At 41.1% G+C, this 24239-nt stretch carries 19 protein-coding genes; 11 read left to right on the top strand and 8 right to left on the bottom strand.

What is annotated here, in order from left to right; genetic code table 11:
* Window positions 1–337 precede the first annotated feature (337 nt).
* Complete coding sequence (gene holA, locus GXP67_RS13525) at window positions 338–1360, bottom strand: DNA polymerase III subunit delta (protein ID WP_162443600.1); 1023 nt, start codon at window positions 1358–1360, stop codon at window positions 338–340.
* A gap of 158 nt (window positions 1361–1518) precedes the next feature.
* Here holA and GXP67_RS13520 point away from each other — a divergent pair, with 158 nt between their 5' ends.
* From GXP67_RS13520 to GXP67_RS13500, 5 genes are all read left to right on the top strand, one after another.
* Window positions 1519–2553 (top strand): alpha/beta hydrolase, encoded by a 1035-nt coding sequence (locus GXP67_RS13520; RefSeq protein WP_162443599.1) that lies wholly within the window; start codon window positions 1519–1521, stop codon window positions 2551–2553.
* Window positions 2554–2636: 83 nt separating this feature from the next.
* Window positions 2637–3461, top strand: a complete 825-nt coding sequence (locus GXP67_RS13515) for a glycerophosphodiester phosphodiesterase (protein WP_232065203.1) — start codon at window positions 2637–2639, stop codon at window positions 3459–3461.
* A 41-nt stretch (window positions 3462–3502) separates the two neighbouring features.
* Window positions 3503–3724 carry a hypothetical protein gene (locus tag GXP67_RS13510; RefSeq protein WP_162443597.1) on the top strand — a complete coding sequence of 74 codons (222 nt, stop codon included), beginning with the start codon at window positions 3503–3505 and terminating at the stop codon, window positions 3722–3724.
* A complete protein-coding gene (locus tag GXP67_RS13505; RefSeq protein ID WP_162441340.1) occupies window positions 3714–4805 on the top strand; it encodes an ISAs1 family transposase in 1092 nt (363 codons plus the stop codon). Before GXP67_RS13510 ends, GXP67_RS13505 begins: the two co-directional genes overlap by 11 nt.
* Window positions 4806–4923: 118 nt before the next feature.
* The gene (locus GXP67_RS13500; RefSeq protein WP_162443596.1) at window positions 4924–5151 is read left to right on the top strand and encodes a hypothetical protein; all 228 of its coding nucleotides are present in this window, start codon (window positions 4924–4926) and stop codon (window positions 5149–5151) included.
* 56 nt (window positions 5152–5207) lie between these two features.
* Here the strand turns inward: GXP67_RS13500 and GXP67_RS13495 are convergent, their stop codons facing one another.
* Complete coding sequence (locus GXP67_RS13495; RefSeq protein ID WP_162443595.1) at window positions 5208–5624, bottom strand: hypothetical protein; 417 nt, start codon at window positions 5622–5624, stop codon at window positions 5208–5210.
* Between the two features lie 207 nt (window positions 5625–5831).
* On the opposite strand from GXP67_RS13495, the gene GXP67_RS13490 reads away from it, so the two are divergent.
* Together GXP67_RS13490 and GXP67_RS13485 are read left to right on the top strand one after the other, a co-directional pair.
* Window positions 5832–7160 (top strand): amidohydrolase, encoded by a 1329-nt coding sequence (locus tag GXP67_RS13490; RefSeq protein ID WP_162443594.1) that lies wholly within the window; start codon window positions 5832–5834, stop codon window positions 7158–7160.
* Window positions 7161–7585: 425 nt separating this feature from the next.
* On the top strand, window positions 7586–10447 hold the full coding sequence (locus GXP67_RS13485; protein WP_162443593.1) for a T9SS type A sorting domain-containing protein: 2862 nt from the start codon (window positions 7586–7588) through the stop codon (window positions 10445–10447).
* A gap of 53 nt (window positions 10448–10500) precedes the next feature.
* Here the strand turns inward: GXP67_RS13485 and GXP67_RS13480 are convergent, their stop codons facing one another.
* Window positions 10501–11391, bottom strand: a complete 891-nt coding sequence (locus tag GXP67_RS13480; protein ID WP_162443592.1) for a hypothetical protein — start codon at window positions 11389–11391, stop codon at window positions 10501–10503.
* A gap of 103 nt (window positions 11392–11494) precedes the next feature.
* Entirely contained in the window at window positions 11495–12730 is a 1236-nt protein-coding gene (locus tag GXP67_RS13475; protein ID WP_162443591.1) for a dipeptidase, read from the bottom strand.
* A 146-nt stretch (window positions 12731–12876) separates the two neighbouring features.
* Here GXP67_RS13475 and GXP67_RS13470 point away from each other — a divergent pair, with 146 nt between their 5' ends.
* Both GXP67_RS13470 and GXP67_RS13465 read left to right on the top strand, forming a co-directional pair.
* The gene (locus GXP67_RS13470; protein ID WP_162443590.1) at window positions 12877–15519 is read left to right on the top strand and encodes a carboxypeptidase-like regulatory domain-containing protein; all 2643 of its coding nucleotides are present in this window, start codon (window positions 12877–12879) and stop codon (window positions 15517–15519) included.
* A 152-nt stretch (window positions 15520–15671) separates the two neighbouring features.
* A complete protein-coding gene (locus GXP67_RS13465) occupies window positions 15672–17351 on the top strand; it encodes an alpha-amylase family glycosyl hydrolase (protein ID WP_162443589.1) in 1680 nt (559 codons plus the stop codon).
* A gap of 173 nt (window positions 17352–17524) precedes the next feature.
* Here the strand turns inward: GXP67_RS13465 and GXP67_RS13460 are convergent, their stop codons facing one another.
* The 4 genes from GXP67_RS13460 to GXP67_RS13445 all read right to left on the bottom strand — a co-directional run bounded on the left by GXP67_RS13460 (window position 17525) and on the right by GXP67_RS13445 (window position 20339).
* On the bottom strand, window positions 17525–18265 hold the full coding sequence (locus tag GXP67_RS13460) for a proteasome-type protease (protein WP_162443588.1): 741 nt from the start codon (window positions 18263–18265) through the stop codon (window positions 17525–17527).
* A gap of 194 nt (window positions 18266–18459) precedes the next feature.
* On the bottom strand, window positions 18460–18618 hold the full coding sequence (locus GXP67_RS13455) for a hypothetical protein (RefSeq protein ID WP_162443587.1): 159 nt from the start codon (window positions 18616–18618) through the stop codon (window positions 18460–18462).
* A gap of 313 nt (window positions 18619–18931) precedes the next feature.
* Complete coding sequence (locus GXP67_RS13450) at window positions 18932–19534, bottom strand: hypothetical protein (RefSeq protein ID WP_162443586.1); 603 nt, start codon at window positions 19532–19534, stop codon at window positions 18932–18934.
* Window positions 19535–19742: 208 nt separating this feature from the next.
* Window positions 19743–20339 (bottom strand): DUF6992 family protein, encoded by a 597-nt coding sequence (locus GXP67_RS13445; RefSeq protein WP_162443585.1) that lies wholly within the window; start codon window positions 20337–20339, stop codon window positions 19743–19745.
* 425 nt (window positions 20340–20764) lie between these two features.
* Between GXP67_RS13445 and GXP67_RS13440 the strand changes: the two genes are divergently transcribed.
* Entirely contained in the window at window positions 20765–22690 is a 1926-nt protein-coding gene (locus GXP67_RS13440; RefSeq protein ID WP_162443584.1) for an OmpA family protein, read from the top strand.
* 192 nt (window positions 22691–22882) lie between these two features.
* On the top strand, window positions 22883–24235 hold the full coding sequence (locus tag GXP67_RS13435) for a sensor histidine kinase (RefSeq protein WP_162443583.1): 1353 nt from the start codon (window positions 22883–22885) through the stop codon (window positions 24233–24235).
* The last annotated feature ends 4 nt before the right edge of the window (window positions 24236–24239 follow it).

Raw genomic sequence — 24239 nt, 5'->3', positions numbered from 1 at the left:
AACTTATTATTTATTAAGTACAATAACAAATAGATTCGGGTAAAATTTTTTAAGTTAAAATTGTACTTTAGGAATTACCTGGATAAGCGGTCAATGGCGGGTATTTGTGATTTTGTTTACCATGGCTGGCGCACGGCTAAACTATTGGAACTCAGCGGTAGTTTTGTATTTATGCGTCTTTAATTATGTAAGGTTAAGAAATAAGGTGTGTAGCAGAAATGGAGAAAATCATTCCTAACAGCAGTCAACTGCCAGATAATGCTACTTCCGGCAAATGAGATTTTTACCGGCTATATAGGTAATTGTTGACAAACGCAACAGATTTTGCGGCGTGAACTTAATGCAATATTTTAAACACCAGTTCTTTTAAAATCTGTCCTTCAGTAGCCTGGCCAGCATCTACACCCTTAGACTGCAAATCAGCGATACGGAGATGGTGAATAATACTGATTACTTTAATAAGCGGAAAGGTACGCATGGCCTGCATATAATCTTTTACGAAAAAGGGATTGACACCCAATGCTTTTGCCAGTCCGGCTTCTGTGGTTTCTTTGCTATGATGCGCTACCAGTACTTTGCTGAAAAAAGTAAACAAAGTAGCCACTACCACAATCAGTGGATTATTTTTGGGATTGGACTCAAAATACAGTACAATCTGATTGGCTTTTAAAACATCCCGCTGAATGAAGGATTTTTGCAGCTCAAATACATTATATTCTTTGCTGATGCCTACATATTGCTGCACCAATTCAGCCGTTACTTCTTTTTTATCTTTGCAGTTAATCAGCAGCTTGTCTATTTCGTTGCTCAGCCGGCTCAGGTCGTTGCCAATAGAATCAGCCAGCATCTGGGTAGCCGCAGGATGTATACCAAACCCTTTGTCTTTCAGGTAGGCAGCAATCCATTCCGGGATTTTATTGTCGTAAAGCTTTTTAGATTCTACCAGTATGGCATGTTTATCTACGGTTTTAGCTAGAGATTTCCGGCCATCCAGGGTTTTATATTTGTGGTTGAGCACCAGAATGGTGGAAGGGAGCGGACGTTCCAGATAGGTTTCCAGTAATTTCTGGGAATCTTCCCGGTTCAGGTCGGGAATATCCTGTGCTTCTTTTACAATAATCACCTGTTTTTCTGCCATCATCGGAAAACGCCGTGCCTGGGTGAGTAAAGTGCCTACATTAATATCTTTCCCATACATTACTATCTGGTTAAAGCCTTTTTCATGTTCGGGTAAGGCATTTTTTTCAATATAGTCGGATATCAGGTCAATATAATAAGGTTCTTCTCCCTGCAGGAAATATACAGGGGCAAACTGGCGGTTTTTGAGCGAAGCAAATACTTGTTCTGGTTTATGAGGCATAAAAAAAGCTACTGGCCGGAAGGCAAAAGTAATGATTTCAACTGAATCAGCAGACAGGCAAATATATAGCCCCGGCATTAAAATCTTTGCAAAAAAATTAATCCTGGCGAAACCTGTTTTTCAGGAGCTATGTGTATCTTAGAGAAGGTATAGAAAATATGAAAAAGTTTTTATTCGCATTTGCAGTGGTGCTGATTCTGTTACTGATTCTATATCTGTCAGGTCCAAAACCTGCTGTGCCTGTGCTTTCGTATGAAATGAAAACATTGCCGCTTACGCTTACAACCCTGGAAGAAAATATTAATAGAACAGAACAGGCGGTGAAAGAGATCAAAAAAGATAACCAGGCAAGAATTATCTGGGCAGACAGCCTGCGGAAACAAAAAACCAGGTATAGCATGGTATATCTGCATGGATTTGGTGCCAGCCAGGCAGAAGGCGCACCAGTACATACACAACTTGCCCGGCAGTTTGGCTGTAATTTGTATTTAGCCCGGCTTCGGGATCATGGGGTAAACAAACCGGAAGTATTTGCAGATTTAACGGCTGAGAATATGTGGGAAACCGCCAGGCAAGCCATAGAAAGGGGAAAACAGCTGGGCGATACTGTTATTCTGATCGGTACCTCTACCGGTGCGGCATTTGCTTTGTATGCCGCAGCCCATGATCCTTCTATTAAAGCGGTTATTGCCTACTCTCCTTTGATCGACTTTTATGCTGAGGCTACAGTATTGGTAGATAAGCCCTGGGGGTTGGAAATTATGCGCCAGGTAATGGGTTCAGAGTATATGGAATTTACCAGAAACGATTCGTTGCAGAGCCAGTACTGGCATTCCAGATACCGACTGGAAGGATTAGTAGCCCTGAAATCGTTTATCGCCACCACCATGACCGAAGAAACTTTCCGGAAAGTAAAATGCCCGGTATTTCTGGGGTATTATTATAAAAATGAAACGGAGCAGGATAATATCGTTTCAGTACCAGCCATGCTCGACATGTATGAGCAACTGGGAACACCTGCTGCACTCAAAAGAAAAGTTGCTTTTCCGGAAGCCGGACATCATGTAATTGCATCCTATATCCGTTCCAAAGACTGGGAAAATGTGCGTGACCAAACCAGACAGTTTATGGAAGAAATTTTACAAATGGCACCATCTGATATCATTCCTAAAGAAATGACCACCATTAAATAATCACTTTTATAGATTTACCCACCATGAGATTTTTTGCCTGTTGTTTTCTGTGTATACTGCATACCTGCATTTTTACTTCTGCTATGGCTCAACAATTCGACTGGCAAGGACACCGGGGCTGCCGGGGACTCATGCCCGAAAATTCTATCCCTGCCTTTAAAAAAGCGCTAGATCTGGGCGTAACCACTCTGGAACTGGACGTAGTGATCAGTAAAGATAAACAGGTAGTAGTGTCGCACGAACCATTTTTTTCTGCTGGTATATGCCTGGATACTGATGGAAAGGAAATACCAAAAGCCGATGAGAAAAAACATAATATCTACCAGTATACTTATGAGCAGATTAAAAGCTTTGATTGTGGCTCAAAAGGCAATCCTCGTTTTCCGGAACAGCAGAAAATGAAGGTGTATAAACCCTTATTGAGCGAAGTATTTACCGAAATGGAAAAGTACCGGAAAGAGAAAAACCTGCCCCAGTATGCTTATAACATTGAAATCAAATGCGAACCTGAAGGTGATAATGTATTTCATCCGGCACCAGAGGAATTTTCAGACCTGGTATATAAGCTAATAGGGAAACATACTTCCTGGGAACGTATCACCCTGCAAAGTTTCGACTTCCGGGTGCTGCAATACTGGCATCAGAAATACCCCCAGGTAAAGCTGGCGGCTTTGGTTGAAAATACAAAATCATTGGAAAGCAACCTGAAAAGCCTGGGTTTTACCCCGCAGATATACAGCCCTTATTTTATGTTATTACTCAGTAAAGAATCAGTTGAGAAGATTCACAAAGCTGGTATGCTACTCATTCCCTGGACGTTAAATGAAGAAGGTACGATGAAAAAACTTAAAAGCTGGGGCGTAGATGGCATTATCACCGATTATCCGGATAGGACGAAAGGGTTGTGAGGAGAAATGATAAGCTCGTACAACCAACTTATACAATATGTATGAATAGAATAGCATTAGCCGTTTTAGCAAGCTTAATAACAAATTCATGTACATATAATAGTGAAAAAAATGAAGCTAATCGATGTGAAATTGATTATGAGTTTAAGTCAAACTTTCTCAACTGTATTCAGTTAATAACGCTTAGGCAAACAGGATATAGGGTTTCCGCACCAAAGATAGAGAAAAAGGAAAGAGGGGCTAACTTTGTGCATGGAACTTAAAAAGATACTAAACAAAGTAGCTGATTTTCGGGTGCAAGGCCGCTGCTTACATCTATTAGCAGATATTTTAGGCTTAGTTTTATGTGGGGTAATAGCCGATTGTGATGACTTTGACGAGATAGCAGATTATGGCAAAGATAATACAGCGTTTCTGCAGCAAGAACTAGGATTAAGTTTTGTTAATGGTATACCTTCTGCTGACACTTTAAATCGGGTGATCAGACACCTGGATAGCCATAGTTTGGAGCAATGCTTCAAAGCGTGTGTAGCTGGCTTCTCCTTAGCAGGCAAGCAGGTATGTATAGATGGCAAAGAATTGAGAGGTACTATACCTGCAGGCAAAAAGCATGCTTTGGTTCGTATGGTCAATGTATGGGTAGAGGAACATAGCTTAAGCTTTGGACAAGTAGCCGTAGAAGCCAAGAGTAATGAGATTACAACTATTCCTGCTTTATTAGATACCCTTGATTGCAAAGGTAGTATCATTACTATAGATGCTATTGCTTGTCAGCAGGCAATTGTAGAAAAGATCAGGGATAAGCAAGCCCATTATGTGATTGCCCTAAAGGCTAATCAAGGTGTACTCTATGAGCAGGTAGCCCATTTTATGCAAATCAATAAGTCTGCTCTCGCTTTTAATCAGCAACTAGATAAAGCCCATGGCAGAGGAGAAGAACGTAGGGTATATATTGCTCAATGCATTGATTTGGTAGAGGAAAAGGAAAAATGGCAGGACTTACATACTTTAGTCATGGTAGAAAGAAAACGCATTATAGCAGGCAAAAAGCAAGAACAAACCCTGTTCTATATAAGCAGTTTAACAGATACAGACCCTGCCTTGTACAGCCGCTACATAAGAGGCCATTGGGCGATAGAGAATGGCTTGCATTGGCAACTAGATGTTACCTTTAGGGAAGATGAGGCTAAAGTCAGGAAAGATAAAGGACCCATCAATCTGCATCTGATTAGAAAGTGGTCTTTGCATCTGCTCAAAAAAGAGCCTTCTTGCGTGAGTGTCAAACGGAAAAGAAAAAAAGCTAACAGAGACACTAATTTCCTGTTAGCTATTCTTAAAACTTAATATTTAGTGCGGAAACCCTAAAACAGGATATGGAATTCACGCAGGATATATTGGAAATGCATATTATTGTCTAGAAGCTATAACTGGTAAAAAAAGTTATGTTCATAAAAATGGTGATATGCCTTATTTTTACCCTGTCCCACCCGAAGAAATAGATTATTTTTATAAAGATCTAATGAATTGGTTAGATTGGTATGAAGATAATAAATGTAAAATAACAATCAATAAAGCAGATTCAATAATATTTGCTTATGGATTAAATCATTTAGGAGATACATTATCCTGGCCAACTGACGTGTCTAGTCAAGAAGAAATATCTGAAAGGTATTTTCCTTCTAAAGAATAGCTTCATTAATAACATTTAAGAATTTTATAAAGTCTATTAAAAATGTTTTAATAGCTCTACAGCATCTTTTCCAGCTTCTGATACGTTTCATCAGCTGTGGCTCCAACAGCAATATTCTGCTTAATAAATCCTACCAGGTCTGCCACCATTTCCGGCGCAAATCCTAACCGCATCGCTAAATTTTCGCACATCAGCATTTCTTTCTCATACACATGTCCATCCACCATCATCATCCAGGCCAGATCGAAAATCAGATGAAAGGTATCTTTTGTACCTGTGGGTGGGGTAAAGGGAATGGTATCCAGGTTGTGGCGTATCTGTAACACTTCTTCCTCTGAAAAGTCGAATCTGTGGGCTGTATTCATCAGATTTTTAAATTCTTTTTCGTCCAGCTGGCCATCGGCCATGGCTACCTGAAGCAATTGTTTGATATAACTTTTTCCTTTTTTGCTGAGATGATCCAGTGGGTTCATAAATATTGATTACCGGTAAGAATATGTGTGTAATGTGAATAATTCAAATATGTAAATGGATTCGTATATAAAAAACAAGTTCGCGTACTTAACCTTACATTAAGCCAACCTGGATTAATTTATGATAGAAAAGTTTACCTGCTAAACGTGAAAAAATATTTCAGGTTTGCGCCTTTATTTATAAATTATGCGGCAAACTCCCAACCTATGCACAAACAGATTTTATTTGCCGCCTTTCTCCTGAATTTTCTTCTCAGTTCATTTTCTATGGTAGTAGCTCAACCAAACCAGTGGAAAGCTATTATTACCAAACAAGCCGATAAAATCGAACCTAAAGTAATTGAGTGGCGCCGGGATTTCCATCAGAACCCAGAACTCTCGAACCGGGAATTTAAAACGGCCGAAAAAGTGGCTGCCTACCTGCGTTCTTTGGGAATAGAAGTCCAAACAGGTGTTGCGCATACTGGTGTGGTTGGAATTTTAAAAGGCGGAAAACCTGGCCCGGTTATAGGTTTACGTGCAGATATGGATGCGTTGCCAGTAACAGAACGGGTAAATATCCCATTTGCCTCAAAAGTCAAAGGAGAATATAATGGGCAACCAGTAGGAGTGATGCATGCCTGCGGACATGATACGCATATGGCCATGCTGATGGGCGCCGCCGAAATTCTGGCCGGTATGAAAAATGACTTAAAAGGAACAGTGAAATTTATTTTCCAGCCGGCAGAGGAAGGTGCTCCAAATGGCGAAGAAGGAGGTGCCCAACTGATGGTGAAACAAGGCGTACTCGAAAATCCTAAAGTAGATGTGGTATTCGGCCTGCATGTAAACTCATTAACGGAAGTAGGCAAGCTCAAATATAAACCTGAAGGTACTATGGCCAGTACCGATATTCTCAGCATAAAAGTAAAAGGAAAACAGGTACATGGCGCCTATCCATGGCTGGGGGTAGATCCTATTGTGGTGTCTGCCCAGATCATTAATGGCCTGCAAACTATTATCAGCCGACAGACAGAACTGGTAGAAGAAGCAGCGGTAATTACCATTGGAAGTATCCATGGGGGCGTTCGCAGCAATATTATTCCTGAAGAAGTAGAAATGGTAGGCACCATCCGGGCACTTAATACAGAAATGCAGCAGAAAATCCATGAGAAAATTAAACTAACGGCTACCAAAATAGCAGAAAGCGCCGGTGCTACCGCCCAGGTAGATATCAAAACCCAGTATCCGGTAACTTTTAATGATCCGGCTTTAACCACCAGGATGCTGCCTTCTCTGGAAGCAGTGGCTGGAAAGGAAAATGTGATACTGGCCAAAGCGGTTACAGGAGCAGAGGATTTCTCATTCTTTCAGCAGAAAGTACCCGGATTGTTTGTATTTGTAGGAGGGATGCCTAAAGGTAAAAAACCGGAAGAAGCGGCTCCTCACCATACGCCTGACTTCTATTTAGACGAAAGCGGAATGAAACTGGGCGTAAAAACACTATGCCAGCTTACCCTTGATTATATGGCTGGAACCAATACAAAAGTACAGTAAAAAATTATATGCAATCTTCAGATAGAGAATGAAAGAATTCTCTATATTTAGCAAGTTGTTCCACCTAAATATTTTGCTATGAAAATAATGACTACACACTGTTTTTACCTCTTTTTACAAAGAGCCATACACCCGGATTTCCCGGCCGATTTTAGCAAGTTCCATTTGCCGGTGTTATAAAGCACAAGACTACCTCTCCACCATACAAACGAAGCAAGTAGTTTTCTGTGTTCCCATATAGGCTAAAAAATCAGTAGAGTTTTTACCCCATACAAGCTGATCTATAAAATAGTAAAATACCCATATTTCATCTGTCAGGTTATTGTGCTATTTCCCTGTTTCTGTTTTTACCTGTCAGCGGTAAATAAAAAACATGTTTAACAGTACTGCCATTATCCAAGACAACCTTCAAACTTCTTAACCAGATGAAATACCAGAATCTATTGAAACCCCTGTTGAGTTATGGATTAGCTCTTTTTCTGCTTATGTATGGCTTAAGCGCCTATGCCCAGCAGCCCACAGTCTGGAAAGGACTTTACCACGACAATGCCATGCAAAAACAAGCGAAGCCTGCCTCTAAGGTAAGCAGCGACTTGCTTGTATTGAAAAAAGAATATGACTCATTTACGACTACCAGAGGCGCTGCCAAAACTGGTCCTTTTAAACCATCCAACAAGTCGGCACAGATCCATCAGGGATATGTAACCATTCATGCGGCGGCTGAGGGTAATACACAAACTTTACTGGCTGAATTACAAGCGGCAGGTATGATCAATGGGGCTGCCTTTGGCAATTTGGTTTCCGGCAAGATGCCTGTTGGGCGGCTGGATAAATTATCCGGGCTGAAGAGCCTGCGTTTTGCGAGAGCGGCGTATAGTACGGCTAATATTGGCGAAACGACCAGCCAGGGAGATGTTGCCCAGCGTTCGGATGTGGCCCGGAGTAAATATAATGTATCGGGAAAAGGTGTGAAAATTGGAATAATTTCAGATAGTTATAATTCCCTATCCGGTGCAAAAGAGGGTGTAGAATCTGGCGACCTGCCAGGAGAAGGAAATCCGGATGGGGATACTACAGAAGTTGAAGTACTGGAAGATATGCCTGCTCTTACAGGCACAGACGAAGGAAGAGGAATGGCTGAGATTATACATGATGTGGCACCGGGCGCAAGCCTTGCTTTTCATACAGCAGACGGCGGACAGGCTAACTACGCCCTGGGTATTCTTGCCCTGCAGGAAGATAGCTGTGATCTGATTGTGGATGATATTATCTACCTGGATGAACCTTTATTTCAGGATGGCATTATTGCACAGGCAGTAGATTATGTGAGCAGCAAAGGCGTAGGCTATTTCTGTTCTGCCGGTAATTATGGCCGTGATTCCTATGAAGCTGAGTTTGCTCCAAGCGATTCCACCTATATTTATGGCCAGGCGCATAGTTTTGCCAATGGCGATCAGTTGCAGAACATTACCGTTCCCCGTTTCTCTACTGTTCGGATTGTATTCCAGTGGTCAGACCCCTTTTACTCCGTAAGCGGTGGCGATGGAGCCCAGTCAGATCTGGATATTTACCTGATGGATAGCCTGGGACTCAATGTACTGGCTCATTCTTTTGAGAGCAATGAAGGCAACGATCCCTTTGAGTACATTGAGTTTACCAATTATGGCTTCCAGACTACTTTTAATCTATTGATTGAAAAATACTCTGGTCCTGCCCCGGCTAAGATTAAATACATTGTTTTCGGAGGAGCGATCACTGAACATCAAACCAATAGCCCAACTATATTTGGTCATCATAATGCCGAAAATGCCATTGCTGTAGGAGCTGCCTTCTGGTTCTTCACCCCGGAATATGGATATAATCCTCCTATTGTAGAAGAATATTCTTCAGCTGGTGGCGTATCTACCCTGTTTGATACCCAAGGTAATCCTATTAACCAGATACGCCAGAAGCCTGCCTTTACAGCGCCGGATGGAGGAAATACTACCTTTTTTGGACAGTTTATTTCCTTTATAGGTGATTTTGACGAGTACCCCAACTTTTTCGGTACCTCTGCCTCCGCTCCGCATGCCACCGCAGTTGCAGCCTTGATGATGGAAGCCAGTAATTATACCTTGAGTAAAGCTCAGATCGTGCAGACCTTACAATCTACTTCCCTGGATATGGATGATCCCCTAATGCCGGAGTTTCAGGAAGGATATGATTACCGGACCGGAAGCGGCTTTATTCAGACGGATGCGGCAGTAGCAGCTGTGTTTAAAGGACAACAGGTATTGAGTTTTACGCTGGTCAATGCAGATAATGGAAAAGACCTGTTAGAGATAGAAGAAGGTACCGAAATTAACCTGGCCTTGCTGCCTACCACTAACCTCAACATCCGGGCGAATACAAATGGCAAAGTAGGCAGTGTAGTTTTCGAATTCGATGGGAATTTAATAACAGAAAATACACCTCCTTATGCCTTAGGCGGAGATTCTCATACTGTCCGTCCGCTTAAATATAAACCACTCGTACCCCCGTTGATGCCCGGAGATTACACCTTATCAGCTACCCCTTACAGCTTAGCCAGAGGCGAAGGAAAAGCAGGAGCTAATCTGTCGATATACTTTACGGTGATCGAGCAAATTTCAGTTGTTTCATTTACACTGGTGAATGCAGACAATGCTCAGGACATCTATGAAATTGAGGATGGTGCTGAAATTAATCTGGATGAACTGCCCACTACAAATCTGAACATCCGGGCAAATACGGATAACAAAAGAACCGGAAGTGTGATCTTTGATTTTTACCGGCCTGATGTAATGGATGTTATCACTGCTACTGAAAACAGGTGGCCTTTTGCCCTGGGCGGTGATTTTAATAATGGAGGTAAGAAGTACCGGGTGTTAGAGCCTGCCCTTAGTCCAGGTGAATATTTGCTTCTGGCTACGCCGTATTCAGGCAGCGGAGGAACAGGAAGCGAAGGTGTAGGGCTATTAGTTGAGTTTGAAGTAACAGGCAGTAATTATGTAGTAGCGAGAAAAGCTATTGCTAAAGAAAACGGGTCAGATGCCGGTTTGCAGGTTTTCCCTAACCCTGTAGCCAATAAGTTCACCCTGAAACTGAACCGTACTTCGGAACCAGTAGATGTAAACTTATATAATCCCAAAGGGCAACTGGTACGCAGTTTCCGCGAATCTGGTCTTCCCGAAAAACAAGTGGATATGACGGATCTGCCTGCCGGACTGTATATGCTGAAAGTGCAGGGCAATGGCCGTTCCCAAACGCTGAAAATAGTGAAACAGTAATTAATGATTCATATCAAATAACAAAAAAGCCAGGCTTCTTCCTGGCTTTTTGTTTATCTCATAATATATTCTCTGGTAGCAAAATGTTGCGCTTCAAACTCATAAAAATTTTTAAAGTAATGAGCGGAAGTAGTGAGAAAATTTGGCTTTAAGTTATAAAGCAATTGAATATATGAAATATCCATATATAGAAACTTATTCAAGCTTTTATATATCTTGTATGTATTGAGTTTATTAACCCAAGGTTTCCCAAAATTGCTGATCAAATAATAATCTGGGAATTGATAAGTGTGAACTAGTTCATGCGAAACGGTGCTGTTGTAATCCAACGATAATGGGTTTAGTATGATAGTATTCTGGAAAGCATTACCATCTGAGCTATAGTTGTATTTAGGGTGCTGATTAAAGTAAAATACGCCGTATTTTATACTGTTGCTTAGGTTAAATGTATGTTTGTTAGTTATAGTTAACAAGAAATAGTAGCTAGTTAATAGTGATAACCTTGGTTGTATTTTTACATCGTCTGTTAATTGAATATTGAGGTCAATACCATATAGTTGAATATTATAGGTATGAAGCAATTCTCTGTTGAGGCTGGCATTCATGGTGAAAGAATGGCCCAGATAATAGTAGGCCCGGTTAGCAAAACTGGCCAATGCCCGGTTCTTCTCAGGTAAAGCGTATAAACTGCTTTTAGCTGTATACTTAACCAATCCGCCCAGACTTCCTTTTAGAAAATTTCTGCCAAATGCAGCCAGTGCTTTATCCTCTTTCTTCTTATTAATTACGCCCCCAATTCCTCCGATACATCCATTCAGTAAAATATTATAGGCAGCAATCTGTCTTTGTTGTTGCGCATAGGATTGGGCAGCGCATTCATTGAAAAATGCACCACTTATATAAGTACCAAAAATAAAGAGCCATTTAATAAATGAATACTGCACAAATTCTTTTCAATATGCCTTGCTTATAAACTGATTATCTGAGTACCTATTTTTAGGTTACTAATTTTGCCTTGCCAAGAGTAAGCTGGTAAAAGATAGTGGCTTACGAACCTACTTTAGAAGTACCCTGCTCTTTAGCTATCCGTTCCACTTCCGACCATACCCGGAACACATTGGTATAACAGATTTTGCGGATGTCTTCTTCAGAATACCCACGTTTGAGCAATTCGTAAATAAGGTTAGGATACTTCGACACATCTTCCAGGCCTTTGGCCAGTTTACCCTCTACACCATCAAAATCAGAACCGATACCTACATACTCAATGCCAACGAGTTTTACGACATGGTCTATATGATCGGCAACCTGGGAAATATCAGAAGTTACGGTGTGTGCCTCGTTAAATTGCTTGATATAAGCTACTGCTGTGGAGTCTGTCCGTTGAATGTTATTCTCCTTGAGCCATTTTTTAATATAGTTATCATTCTTAATAGATTCATTATTCAGAAAGTAGGTACCGAAACATATCTGGATTACTCCTTTATTGGCGGCTAGTTTCCGGATCATATCGTCTGTCATATTGCGGGTTTGATCTGGTGTAAAATGCCGGCAGGAAGAATGGGAAGCAATGACGGGAGCTTTGGTAAGGCGCATAACATCGTAAAAACTGCTGTCAGAAATATGAGATACATCTACCATTATTCCTACCTGGTTCATCCTCCCAATGATCTGCTCTCCCAGCGGACTGACTCCATTCCAGGTATGGGTGGTATCGGTGGCGGAATCACAAATGAAATTATCTTTGCTGTGTGCCAGGGTAATATACCGGATGCCTCTTTTATAGAAATGATCCACGTTTTCAATCTTACTTTCGATAGGTGCCCCATTTTCCATACCCATCGGCAAAGAAATTTTTCCCGCCTGAGTATTTTTTTCTACATCTGCTACTGAATAAGCCAGCGCAAATTTATCGGGACTCTTTTTGGCTATGTTTTCTACAAGATCTATCAGTGAATCAGCGGCAGCTTTGGCACCACCCTTAGCCTGGTAAACTGCATCCACATAAATAGACATAAAGGGCGCATCCAGCCCGCCTGCTCTTGCGCGTACATAATCGAACTCCCCTTGTTGGGTACGCACCGAAACATCTTCCATTTTCGCATTCAGCCGGTAAGGAACGTCAATATGGCCATCGGTGATAATATATTTCTGAGCCAGTTCCTGGGCTTGTTTACGGAGTTCCTCCTCAGAAGCTTGTTTGTGATCAGAAGTACAGGCAGCGAAGGATATAATTAACAGGCTATATATAAAAAGGAGAGAACATTTGAGCTTAACAGACATATAATGGTGGAGATAGATTCGGCGTAAATTTCTAAAGTAAGAAATTTTCAAATATAAAAACAGCCGCTCATTAAACTGTAATATTCGAAGTGCATCGTATTCAGTATCTTTGTTTCTATGAAACTGCCAGGATTCGTTACTCAACTATGAAGAAATGGGCAATCATTCTCGTATTGTCGCTCGGGCTGCAAGCCTTTATACAGGCTCAGGTAACAAATAAAAAAATTACCTTACATTATAAGCAAACTCCTCTATCACAGATACTCAGCTACCTGACTTCAGAATACAATATTCATTTTTCCTATGTAAATGATTTTATTTCTTTAGACCAGAAGATAACTGTCCGAGTTAAAAACCAGTCACTATCTTCTGCTTTGGACGAACTATTCCGCCAGACAAATATTACTTACCAACAGGTAGGTAACCAGATTGTACTTAAAAAATCAACAGATGCCAATCGTAAACCTCATCAGCTTCAGCTTACCCAAACTATCCGGGGTGTGGTGCTCGACAAAGCTTTGCAAACGCCTTTGCCGGGAGCAAATATTATTTTAGTTAATTCTGAGCCTTTCCGGGGAATTGCTACAGATGCGGAAGGAAATTTCCGGCTGGAAAAAATACCCATCGGCCGCCAGGAATTAAAAGTTTCCTATACCGGCTATAAGGATCTGGTGATTTCTAATATCATTGTAAGTTCCGGCAAAGAATCTGTACTCACTATTTCCCTGGAAGAGCAGGTATTACAAAGTGCAGAAGTAGTAGTAACTGCCCAGAAAGACAAATCCAGGGCCAATAATGAACTCGTGCTTACCAGCGTAGCCAGCCTTCGGCCTGATGATATTAACCGTTTTGCCGGTTCCAGGCAAGACCCCTTGCGGATGGCCGGAAATTATGCCGGGGTTATATCCGGCGATGGGCAGGTAAATCATATTGTGGTGCGTGGGAATTCACCCAGAGGTTTGCTATGGCGGATGGAAGGCGTAGACATTATCAATCCGAATCACTTCACCTTTGTAGCGAATACTGGTGGCGGTTTTAGTGTAATTAATAATAACCTGCTGGCGAGCTCAGATTTTCTGACCGGTGCTTTTCCTGCGGAATATGGCAATAAGGTTTCTTCAGTAATGGATGTGCAACTCCGGAAAGGCAATAATGAAAAGCATGAACATACATTTCAGCTGGGCTTGAATGGAATAGAATACGTAGCTGAAGGACCTTTATCTGATAAAAAGAGCAGTTCGTACTTAGCCAGTATCCGGGTGTTTGATTTTACTCCCCTGGAAAAGATGGGAGTAGACCTTGGAACAGGCGGCGGCAATCCCAGGTTTGGAGACGGAACATTCAAAATCCACCTGCCCACCAAGAAAGCCGGAATTTTTACCATCTGGGGAATGGGCGGCTATAATACCCTCAATGATTACCAAAGCCGTAAAGACAGTAGTTTCTGGTCGAATCCGGGCTATGCGACAGACGATATTGCTGTTTCCGGCATGTATGCGACCGGAATTTCCCATACCTGGCTGTTCAACGAACATACTTTTGGTAAACTCACCATTGCTTCCTCTGCCGGCAAGTATATTGAAGAAGTGAAAGATGTGGTCCAGAAGCAAACTTTGCGCTATTATTCAGCTTACGACGGAATGGAAGGGCATCACTTGGCTTCATATACCTTGACCCATAAAGAAGGTGCTAAACATTTATTAAAAGGTGGATTTACTTACCGGCAAATGTTCTATAAGCAAAGCGGTGCTTTCTGGGAGAATGATAGCACTGAATTCAGGTTTATAAATTACCGGGGACATACACATTTGCTGCAATCTTTTCTGCACTGGCAATACCGGGCAACTGAAAAACTGGAGATAAACACTGGTGTATATGCCCAATGGTTCGCTATGCAAAATTCATTTACACTGGAGCCCCGTTTTTCTGTCGGCTACCAGCTTACCCAGAACCAGCGATTTAGCCTTGCTTACGGGCTGCATAGCCAGATTCCGCCATTGCAATATACCCTGATGCAGTTTAGAGATTCACGAACTGGTACGTATAATACCCCCAATACAAATTTACAAGTGATGAAGAGCCATCATTTGGTAGCCGGTTATACGCATCAATTTAATGGCAAACTCCAGTTCAAAACGGAAGCCTATTACCAGTATCTGTATGATGTGCCGGTGAGTATGCAACAAGGCAATGAAATATTTTCTATTCTCAATACCGGCGGAAATAATAACTTATGGCTCTCTGATAGTCTGGTGAGCAAAGGGACCGGTAAAAACTATGGCATCGAGTTTACAGCTGAACGGTATTTTAATCGTGATTTTTATGTGCTGGTCACTTCTTCCCTATTTGAATCAAAATATACAGATGTCAATGGTAAAGAACGGCATACAGGTTTTAGTGTTGGACATATATCGAACCTTCTGGCTGGCAGGGAATTCAGACTGGATGAGGGAAAACGCCGGGTGCTTTCGGTAGACATTAAAGCCAGTTACCAGGGAGGCCGCCGGTATCTTCCCGTTAATGTGGATTCAACCATGAAACACAAAACCCTGGTATTAGATCTTGAAAACGCCTATGCCCACAGGCAAAAAGACCAGTTCCGTTTCGATTTCCGCATTTCTTACAACGTGAATCTGCCTAAAGCCACACACAATGTATTTATTGCCGCAGATAATCTTTTCAGGGCAAGAAATATACTGGAGCAATACTGGAACCCACAGACGGAAAGTATAGACACATTGTATCAAATCGGGATAGTGCCTTACTTCGGCTACCGCATCCATTTTTAAATAAATATTTATAGTTTATCACTTACTGATCTATTTGTTAGAGCTGAAATCAATCATATGCCGTATACATTTTTTCTTTAACGGGCAGAATATCAGGAAGAATCCTGCAATAAATCATTTGAATATTTATATTCGTATAAATTTACCCGTTTATGAAGAAAAGACTTATACTCTTTACTTGCCTGGCTGTCTTTCTCAGCCAGTGCAAAAAAAAAGAATCCCAGGCTGCTGAAAGTACAACTACCACAGCTGAAAAAGAAAAGCCACCTTTCTCCTGGCGAAATGCTACGGTCTACTTTCTGCTTACCGACCGGTTTAATAACGGCGATAAAGCCAATGATGTAAATTTTAACCGCACGAGTAAAGCTGCCACACTCAGGGGATTTGAAGGGGGAGATATAAAAGGAGTGACACAAAAGATTAAGGATGGGTATTTTGATGATCTGGGTATTACCGCTATCTGGCTTACGCCGGTAGTAGAGCAAGTGCATGGCAAAACAGATGAAGGCACCGGCGCTACCTATGGATATCATGGATACTGGGCAAAAGACTGGACAGCCTTAGACCCCAATTTTGGCACCGAGCAAGATCTGGAGGAAATGATAGAAACTGCTCACCAGCATGGCATCCGTGTTCTGCTGGATGTAGTCATGAATCATACCGGGCCGGTAACAGATAAAGATCCGGTCTGGCCAAAATCCTGGGTAAGAGAAGACCCTATCTGTAGTTATAAAGGTTACGAAACTACTGTTTCCTGCACCCTGGTAGAAAACCTGCCCGATATTCATACAGAAAGCAATACAATAGTAGAGTTGCCGGAAGCTTTGAAGCAGAAATGGCAGAAAGAAGGCCGTCTGGAACAGGAAATGAAAGAACTGGATGAATTTTTTAAAACTACCGGTTATCCCCGAGCAGCTCGTTTTTACATTATTAAATGGCTTACTGATTATGTGCGCAAATATGGGGTAGATGGTTTCCGGGTAGATACGGCCAAACATACAGAGGCTGGCATCTGGGCAGAACTGAAAAAAGAAGCGGCCAAAGCCTTTGAAGACTGGAAAAAGCAAAACCCCGCCAAGCAGTTAGATGATAACAGCTTTTTTATGGTAGCCGAAGTATATGGGTTTGGTGCTGGAGGAAGTCACTTATATGACTACGGCGACCGCAAAGTAGATTTTTTTGCAAATGGTTTTGAATCATTAATAAATTTTGGTTTTAAATATGATGCCCGGCGCAGTTATGATTCCCTGTTTGTGAAGTATGATACGGTATTGCATGGCGGCACTCTGGAAGGCCTAAATGTACTCAATTACCTCAGTTCCCACGACGATGGCGACCCTTTCGACAAAACGCGGCAATACCGGCTGGATGCAGGAACAAAACTATTACTTTCCAGCGGTGCTGCCCAGGTATATTATGGCGACGAAACCGCCCGTCCGCTGGTGATTGAAGGGGCACAAGGCGATGCGAATCTGCGTTCGTTTATGAACTGGGAACAATATGAAAAGGATTCTGTAGCGAAATCCACTTTTGAGCATTGGTCGAAATTGAGCCGCTTCCGCCGGGATCATATTGCAGTAGGAGATGGAAGACACAAAAAATTACAGGATGCACCCTATGTATTTTCCAGAAGTTACGCCAAAGATAACTACAATGACCAGGTACTTGTAGCGCTTAATGCCCCTTCCGGAAACAAATCCATCAGTGCATTTGATGTATTCCAGAATGGAGTGCAGGTAAAGGACTATTATTCCGGCCAGACAGCCACCGTAACAGAAGGAAAGATCAGCCTAAACTCACCCTATTCTATTGTATTGCTGGCAGCAAAGTAAGATAACTCACACAAGGTTATACCAACAGAAAATCCCTCTGCTGTAAGAGGGATTTTCTGTTGAAGTGTTTTACACTATTCAAAATTGATGTTACGTAATTTATGATCTTCAATAGTTTAACTATCAAACATTTTGCTAATAACTAGCAACGAATAACCAACAACTATTTAGTATTATCCTTCAGGAACCTCATTAGGCAATTTTTTAAGTACAGATTCCATCCATTCTTCTGGTATTTGCTTCAAAGCAGCTTTTAATTCTTCTGCCCATAAAGAAGATATTTTCTCCAGATCTGATTTTTCGTAGCGGTGTTCTACCATCAGAAAACTATCTTTTCTATACATAATTACATCAATAGGAAATTCCACATCATTAGAACTCACTCTGGTAGAATCGAAGGAAAGAAATCCGGTTTTGAGCGCCAGTTCCATACTGGAATTACTATTGAGTGTACGGTTAAGAATAGGCTTTCCATAGCCCGAATTTCCGATAATCACAAAGGGCGAACCCTGGTCTAATTCCACCCAGTTTCCTTCCGGATAAAGCAGATATAATTTATGTTCGTCGTCGTCACGGAGCTGGCCGCCAATGATGGTATTCAGGTTGAATCTCAGGCCAGCCTTTTCTAAGGCATGTCCATCTTCTTGCGCTACCCTGCGTACTTGTTCGCCAAAGGCATTTACCGCTTTATATAGTTTATTAAACACCATTCCTTCATCTACCATATCCTGGTAATAGGTAATGGCTTTATCCCGTACCGACCGTAACCCACTGGTCATGATAAAGAGTACATGTTTGTCTTTTTGTTCAATAAAAATTTTCTTTTTTACAGTAGTTTCTGTACCAGAGGTAATTCGTGTATCTGCAATAGCTACCAGTCCTTCCTTTACTTTTATTCCTAAACAGTATGTCATATAATCTATGAGTAAACAGATTCAAGTATATTTCGAGAGATATATGGAGTAATGATAAGCGTTTACAATAGTCGTATTAAAGCTTGCCTGTAAATTCTATGAATTCGCTGCCTGAGCCTTTGATCAAATCAACAGCCCATCTGGTGATCACAAAAAAAACTAATAATTCCGCTAATGACATCCAATAAATCAATTTAAACATTCTGGCCAGTGGTGCAGAAATAGCTATCAGGCTGGTAAGTCCGTTCACTATCACCTACAGCACCGTCCTGTTCATCCGGATGATGCAGAAAAATAGCGTTAATTCCGTTCACAATCAAGCTAATAAAAACTGCGATAATCGCATCTTCCAAAACTGATTGGTAACGGATGAATCAATCGTTCTACTGCTTCACAGCTATCAATAAATCTAAACATGCACGATTTCTCTTGCTACCTCCGCATTAAACATAAATAATTATATGGTTCAAACAAAAAGTTAGCGTATACAAAATATGGCATTCTTTTATGGCAATCGTGTAAGGTATAAGCTGGGTATCTCCTGACTATGGAAATATGGAAGATGCCAACTATCCGTATAGTGGTGCCTTCAAAAAAAAGCGTAATCAAAAAAGATTACGCTTCATATGGCAAATAATGATACCGTGAAAGACTATTCTGAAATCCTTAATTTTTGTTTTCCTGGGTATCCTCTTCGTTGTTTTCTGTTGTGGTAGGAACATCAAACAGGTATTGTTCTATCTTTTCTTCGATAAACTGAGCCTGTTCTGGTGTTTCCAAATGCTTAAGCAAATAGATAGAATCGCTGTTTTTTAAAATCACCTGAAGCTGATACGAAACATGTTGCAGGTCTGCATCTGAATAATCTTTCTCTGACACATGTAATTGTACAATATCCTGGCGGTTAATGGTTTTGGCACCAAACCAGGGCAGCGGTTTAAAATAAATAGAAATAGCAGAATGATCCACTTTAATCACCGTTGTATTGAACAAGCCGCATATGGCCTGGTAAAGCATCCATAAACCCAGGCCTTGCAAAAACAAGGCGATCACACTAACGGCAATAATACCGGCCACAAAAATCCGCACATTGGTATCGTATTGGGCAAGCGTATATATGAAAAAACCTATACAACTGTTAAAAATAATTGCAAATGCCAGTTGAAGCAAACGCCCATATTCGAACCATTTCTTTCTAATGGTTAATTCACTATGGGTATCATTTAATGATATTTCTTTAGGAATTGTTAACTGATGTGAAGCATACATAGGCGAATTGTCAAATTTTAATACAATTTATTCACAAAATTATAAAATACAATTAATAATACATAAAAAAGTTATAAAAAATATTATTTTTTTTATATAATTCTCTATTTATTTTTTACAGAGCAAATATTAGTGTTATGATAAATGTAACTTTTGAAGAAAAAAGTTAATTTTTGAGGGTATAATTTAAAAAAATGCAGCCTTTTTGTTAAAAGTATAATACGATTTGAATGGCATTTCCCTGGAAGGATACATTATCGATCAGGTTTCTAAGATTATTCTCCTGGCTGTGGTGAATCAGATACATACTGAGGTCAAACAGAAACAAAAAGCCCCCTTGCATAAGTATAGATTGCCCGAATCCTTTAAAAAGATCCGGCTTGTTAATATTGTTTTTACCTCGCTCTATCAGGTACAAGCCTCCCAGCATATAGCCCACATCCAATCCGGCATTGAATAGTAATATCTTTTCCATGCCATATTGTTCTTTTATGGAATGGAATAAATCGTAAGAACCAGCCTTTCCTGAAACGGCTCCATAATAACCAAAGCCTGCCAGAGCCAGGTTTACTACATTCCAATACAGGTTCATCTGGTGAAAATACTTGTTGCTGCCAGATGCCCTTCCTATGGCAAAAGCGGCTGTACCCATATTACCTAGTGCCCAGCTACCCAGGGTAAGCATGCCTATTTTGTTGATCTGTAAGCGGCTTTCGTTGAATGCTGTCAGTTCAGGCGATTGGGCAAGGGCTGTGAAATACAGGCCGGTGAGTAAAAGGAGCATTATAATTTTTTTAGCCATCATAACAATGTAAGAAATTTGAATAAGTTATGTTCGTGAGTGAAAACCTCTCATGAACCTCTTTGACCGAATTTGAGAACAAAATATCCGTAATATTTTCTCTTGATAACAGTTCTGTTATCCGTAACCTTAAATGAAGTATTCCATCATACGGAAACAATAAAGGGCGAAAGTATTGTTTACCAGTATACGTTTGACCCAATCTTTAAAGCTTGTTGTTAATCAACCATGAATGGCAGACATTGTTTGCTGAGATGAAGAAAAAGCAGATAGTGAGCCGTGTATATTGACGCCTAAAGCGTCTAATCTGGAAGGGTAATGTATGAAATGAATGGAAAAAATAGAAATAGCAACGTGATTTTCTCCGTACATTTAAACGAACAGAAATCTGGTAAGCCTGTTTTCCGGAATAAATTTTACAAATCGATATGTACAAACATATTTTAATTGTCTTTTTTCTGTGTATAGCCAGTTTAATAGCTTCTGCACAACACCCTAATGATCTGTCGCACATTTCGGAGAAAGCCCGGAAATATTATGCCCAGTCAGAAATACTGGCTGCCAACCGCAAATTTGATCAGGCCGTTGCTGTATTGCAAAAGGCTATCGAAAAAGAACCTCAGTTTGCAGAAGCACATTTCCGTTTGGGTAGCCTCTATGAAATTCTTCAGGACGAAAAGCAGGTACAGTATCATTATGAGAAAACCATAGAGATCAAGCCGAAACACCGTCCGTTTGTGGGTGCGTATTATACCTTGGGACATTATGCTTTGCAGCGGGGTAAATACGATCAGGCAGAAAACTATTTTAATGAATTTCTGAACTTAAAACCAGGCCGGGCGCCGCAGGTAGCCGAAGCTAATAAGGCGATTGCCACCTGCAAGTTTGCCAGAGAAGCGATTGCCAATCCTTTGTCTTTCCGTCCGCAGCCATTGCCCAAAAACGTGAACCGTTTTGCCTTACAATATTTTCCGGTACTCACTGCCGACCAGCAAACCCTTATTTATACCGCCCGCGATACCTTACCTACCGATAATGACGAGGATTTATACATCAGTTATAGGAACGGCGAAGGCTGGAGTGATCCGGTTCCTTTGGCGGAAAATATCAATACCCCTGAAAATGAGGGCACATGCAGCATTTCTGCTGATGGACGAACACTGGTATTTACTTCCTGCCAGGGTAGGGAGAATTTCGGGAGCTGCGATCTGTTTGTAACCTATAAAACCGGCAACGAATGGACTATGCCTATTAATCTGGGTGGAAAAATCAATTCTATTGCCTGGGAATCACAGCCAGCTTTGTCTGCCGACGGACGTACCATTTATTTTGTTTCCGACAAACGGGGCGGCTATGGCAAACGGGATATCTGGATGAGCGAACTGGGTGAAGATGGTGGATGGGGACAAGCCGTAAACCTGGGACCAAGCGTAAATTCTACTGACGACGACCTTTCGCCTTTTATTCATGCCAATGGAACTACCTTGTTTTTCTCTTCCAGAGGACATCTGGGTTTAGGCGGATATGATCTGTTTTACGCGGAAAAGGAAGACGGAAAATGGGCGCTTGCCAAGAATCTGGGATACCCGATTAACACCTATGACGACCAGGTTTCGCTGTTTGTAACCGCCGATGGCCGCCGTGGATATTATTCTCATGAAGAAAAGATGGGTAAAAAATACCTCAGCAGCGTATTACATGAGTTTGAAATTCCCCAGCAGATTGCTGTACAGCGCAAAAGTGATTACCTGAAAGGGACCGTGTATGATGCCAAAACCAAACAGAAACTGGGTGCAAAAATCGAACTTTTCAACTTGGCTTCCGGCAAACTCGATGCCCTGATGCAATCTGACCGCAAGACTGGTGAATACCTCACCGTACTGACAGAAGGTTCTTCGTATGCCTTATATATTAATAAAGATGGGTATCTGTTTAAAAGCTTATACTTTGATTATGACCAGAAAAAGGAAACTGAATCGGTAACGCTCGATATTTACCTGGAACCTGTAAAAACTGGCGCCAAAGATATTCTGAATAATTTATTCTTTGCCACCGGCGAATATACCCTTGAACAAAAGTCGAAAACGGAGCTTGACAAACTAATCGGCTTTATGAACGAATACAAAAATATTCGCCTGGAGATTTCCGGACATACCGATGATGTGGGAAAAGATGAGGACAACAAAGAACTTTCGCTGAAACGGGCTCGGAATGTATATGATTACCTGATCAAAGCTGGCGTGCCTGCTTCCAGACTCACCTTTGCAGGATATGGTGAAACCCAGTTTTTTGTACCCAATACTTCGGATAAAAACCGCCGGCTCAACCGCCGGATAGAGTTTAAAGTATTATAGTTTGCCAGGTATCTGGATTACACGGATTTAGGAAATTAATATAGAGTTAGCGGGGATTCAAAATTTTGTGAGATATTAACAGATTCATAGCGGATTTATTTCCGAGAATGTTGGTAAAAGAAGGTATGTTTATATTAGCATAATAATTTCAGAGTCTCGTCCTATTTGTTTGCTTAATTTCAGTTCCAGTCTGTGATCTATAAAAACTTCCGGATCAATGTAATTATCCGTATTCTGCTCATTCTGACAGCAGGATTTATGGCTATTTATGTAGCAACCCAAACCTATTTCTGGCTGGTTTCCCTCTGGATTATTTTACTTGCCCTTATACTTATTTTCGAACTGATCCGCTATATCGAACGCTCGCACAAAGACCTGAGTAATTTTCTGCTTTCCATCCGCCAGAGTGATTTTTCAACCGTCTATCCGGTAAGTGGCGAACGTTCGCAGGATGAATTGAAACGGGCGTATCAGGAAATCCTGAAGGTATTTCAGCAACTGCGCAGCGAGAAAGAGTTTAATTACCAATACCTGCAAACCATTGTAGAACACGTAAATGTAGCACTCATCTGTTTTGATGACCGGGAAGAAATCCAGTTAATCAATGAGGCTGGACATTCGTTGTTTGGCAAACCCTATCTGAAAAATATCCAGAGCTTAAGTTATATCCATCCGGAATTACCGGAAATGATCCGGCATCTGCTTCCTGGTAAGAAAGATTTGATAAAAGTGCAGCTGAATGGAAGTCTGATGAATTTATCAGTACAGGCAAGTGCATTCAGGTTACAGCAAAAATACTATAAGCTTGTTTCCTTTCATGATATCCGGAGCGAACTGGAGGCACAGGAAGTGGAATCGTGGCAGAAACTGATCCGGGTACTTACACATGAAATCATGAACTCTGTGATTCCGATTGCTACCTTAACTTCCGTTATCAATGGCTTACTGACAGAGAGCCAGGTACAGCCAAATACTTTCGCACAACTCTCTGAAGAAGATGCTTCCGATATCCGTAATAGCTTACAAACCATAGAATCCAGAAGTAAAGGTCTGGTAAGTTTTGTAAAAGCCTATTCCAGCCTGACACAAACCCTTACACCCACCTTTCGGGAAGTACAAGTTGAAGAATTGTTTTCGCGCATTTATACACTACTGAAGCCAGGTATAGATAAAAAAGGCATTCGTTTAGAACGTATATTTACCGATCCAGACCTGCATCTGCAAACTGATTTAGACCTGCTCGAACAGGTATTAATTAATCTGGTGATGAATGCAGTTGATGCCGTGCAGGGTAGAGAAAATCCAGTCATTGAACTAATTGCCGGAAAAACCAGTAAAAACCAGATAATCATTCAGGTAACTGATAATGGGGCAGGTATTAGTGAGGAAGTACAGCAGCACATTTTCATTCCATTTTTTACTACCAAGAAGCAAGGTTCGGGTATTGGTTTAAGTTTGTGCAAACAGATTATGCTGCTGCATAAAGGGAATATTTCGGTGCAATCGCAGAAAGACAAGGGCAGTACGTTCAGCTTATATTTTTAAACAG

This window comes from Rhodocytophaga rosea (assembly GCF_010119975.1).
Classification (GTDB): Bacteria; Bacteroidota; Bacteroidia; order Cytophagales; family 172606-1; genus Rhodocytophaga; species Rhodocytophaga rosea.
The sequence above is the reverse complement of the archived record's forward strand: the minus strand, read 5'-3'. Positions and strand labels throughout refer to the sequence as shown.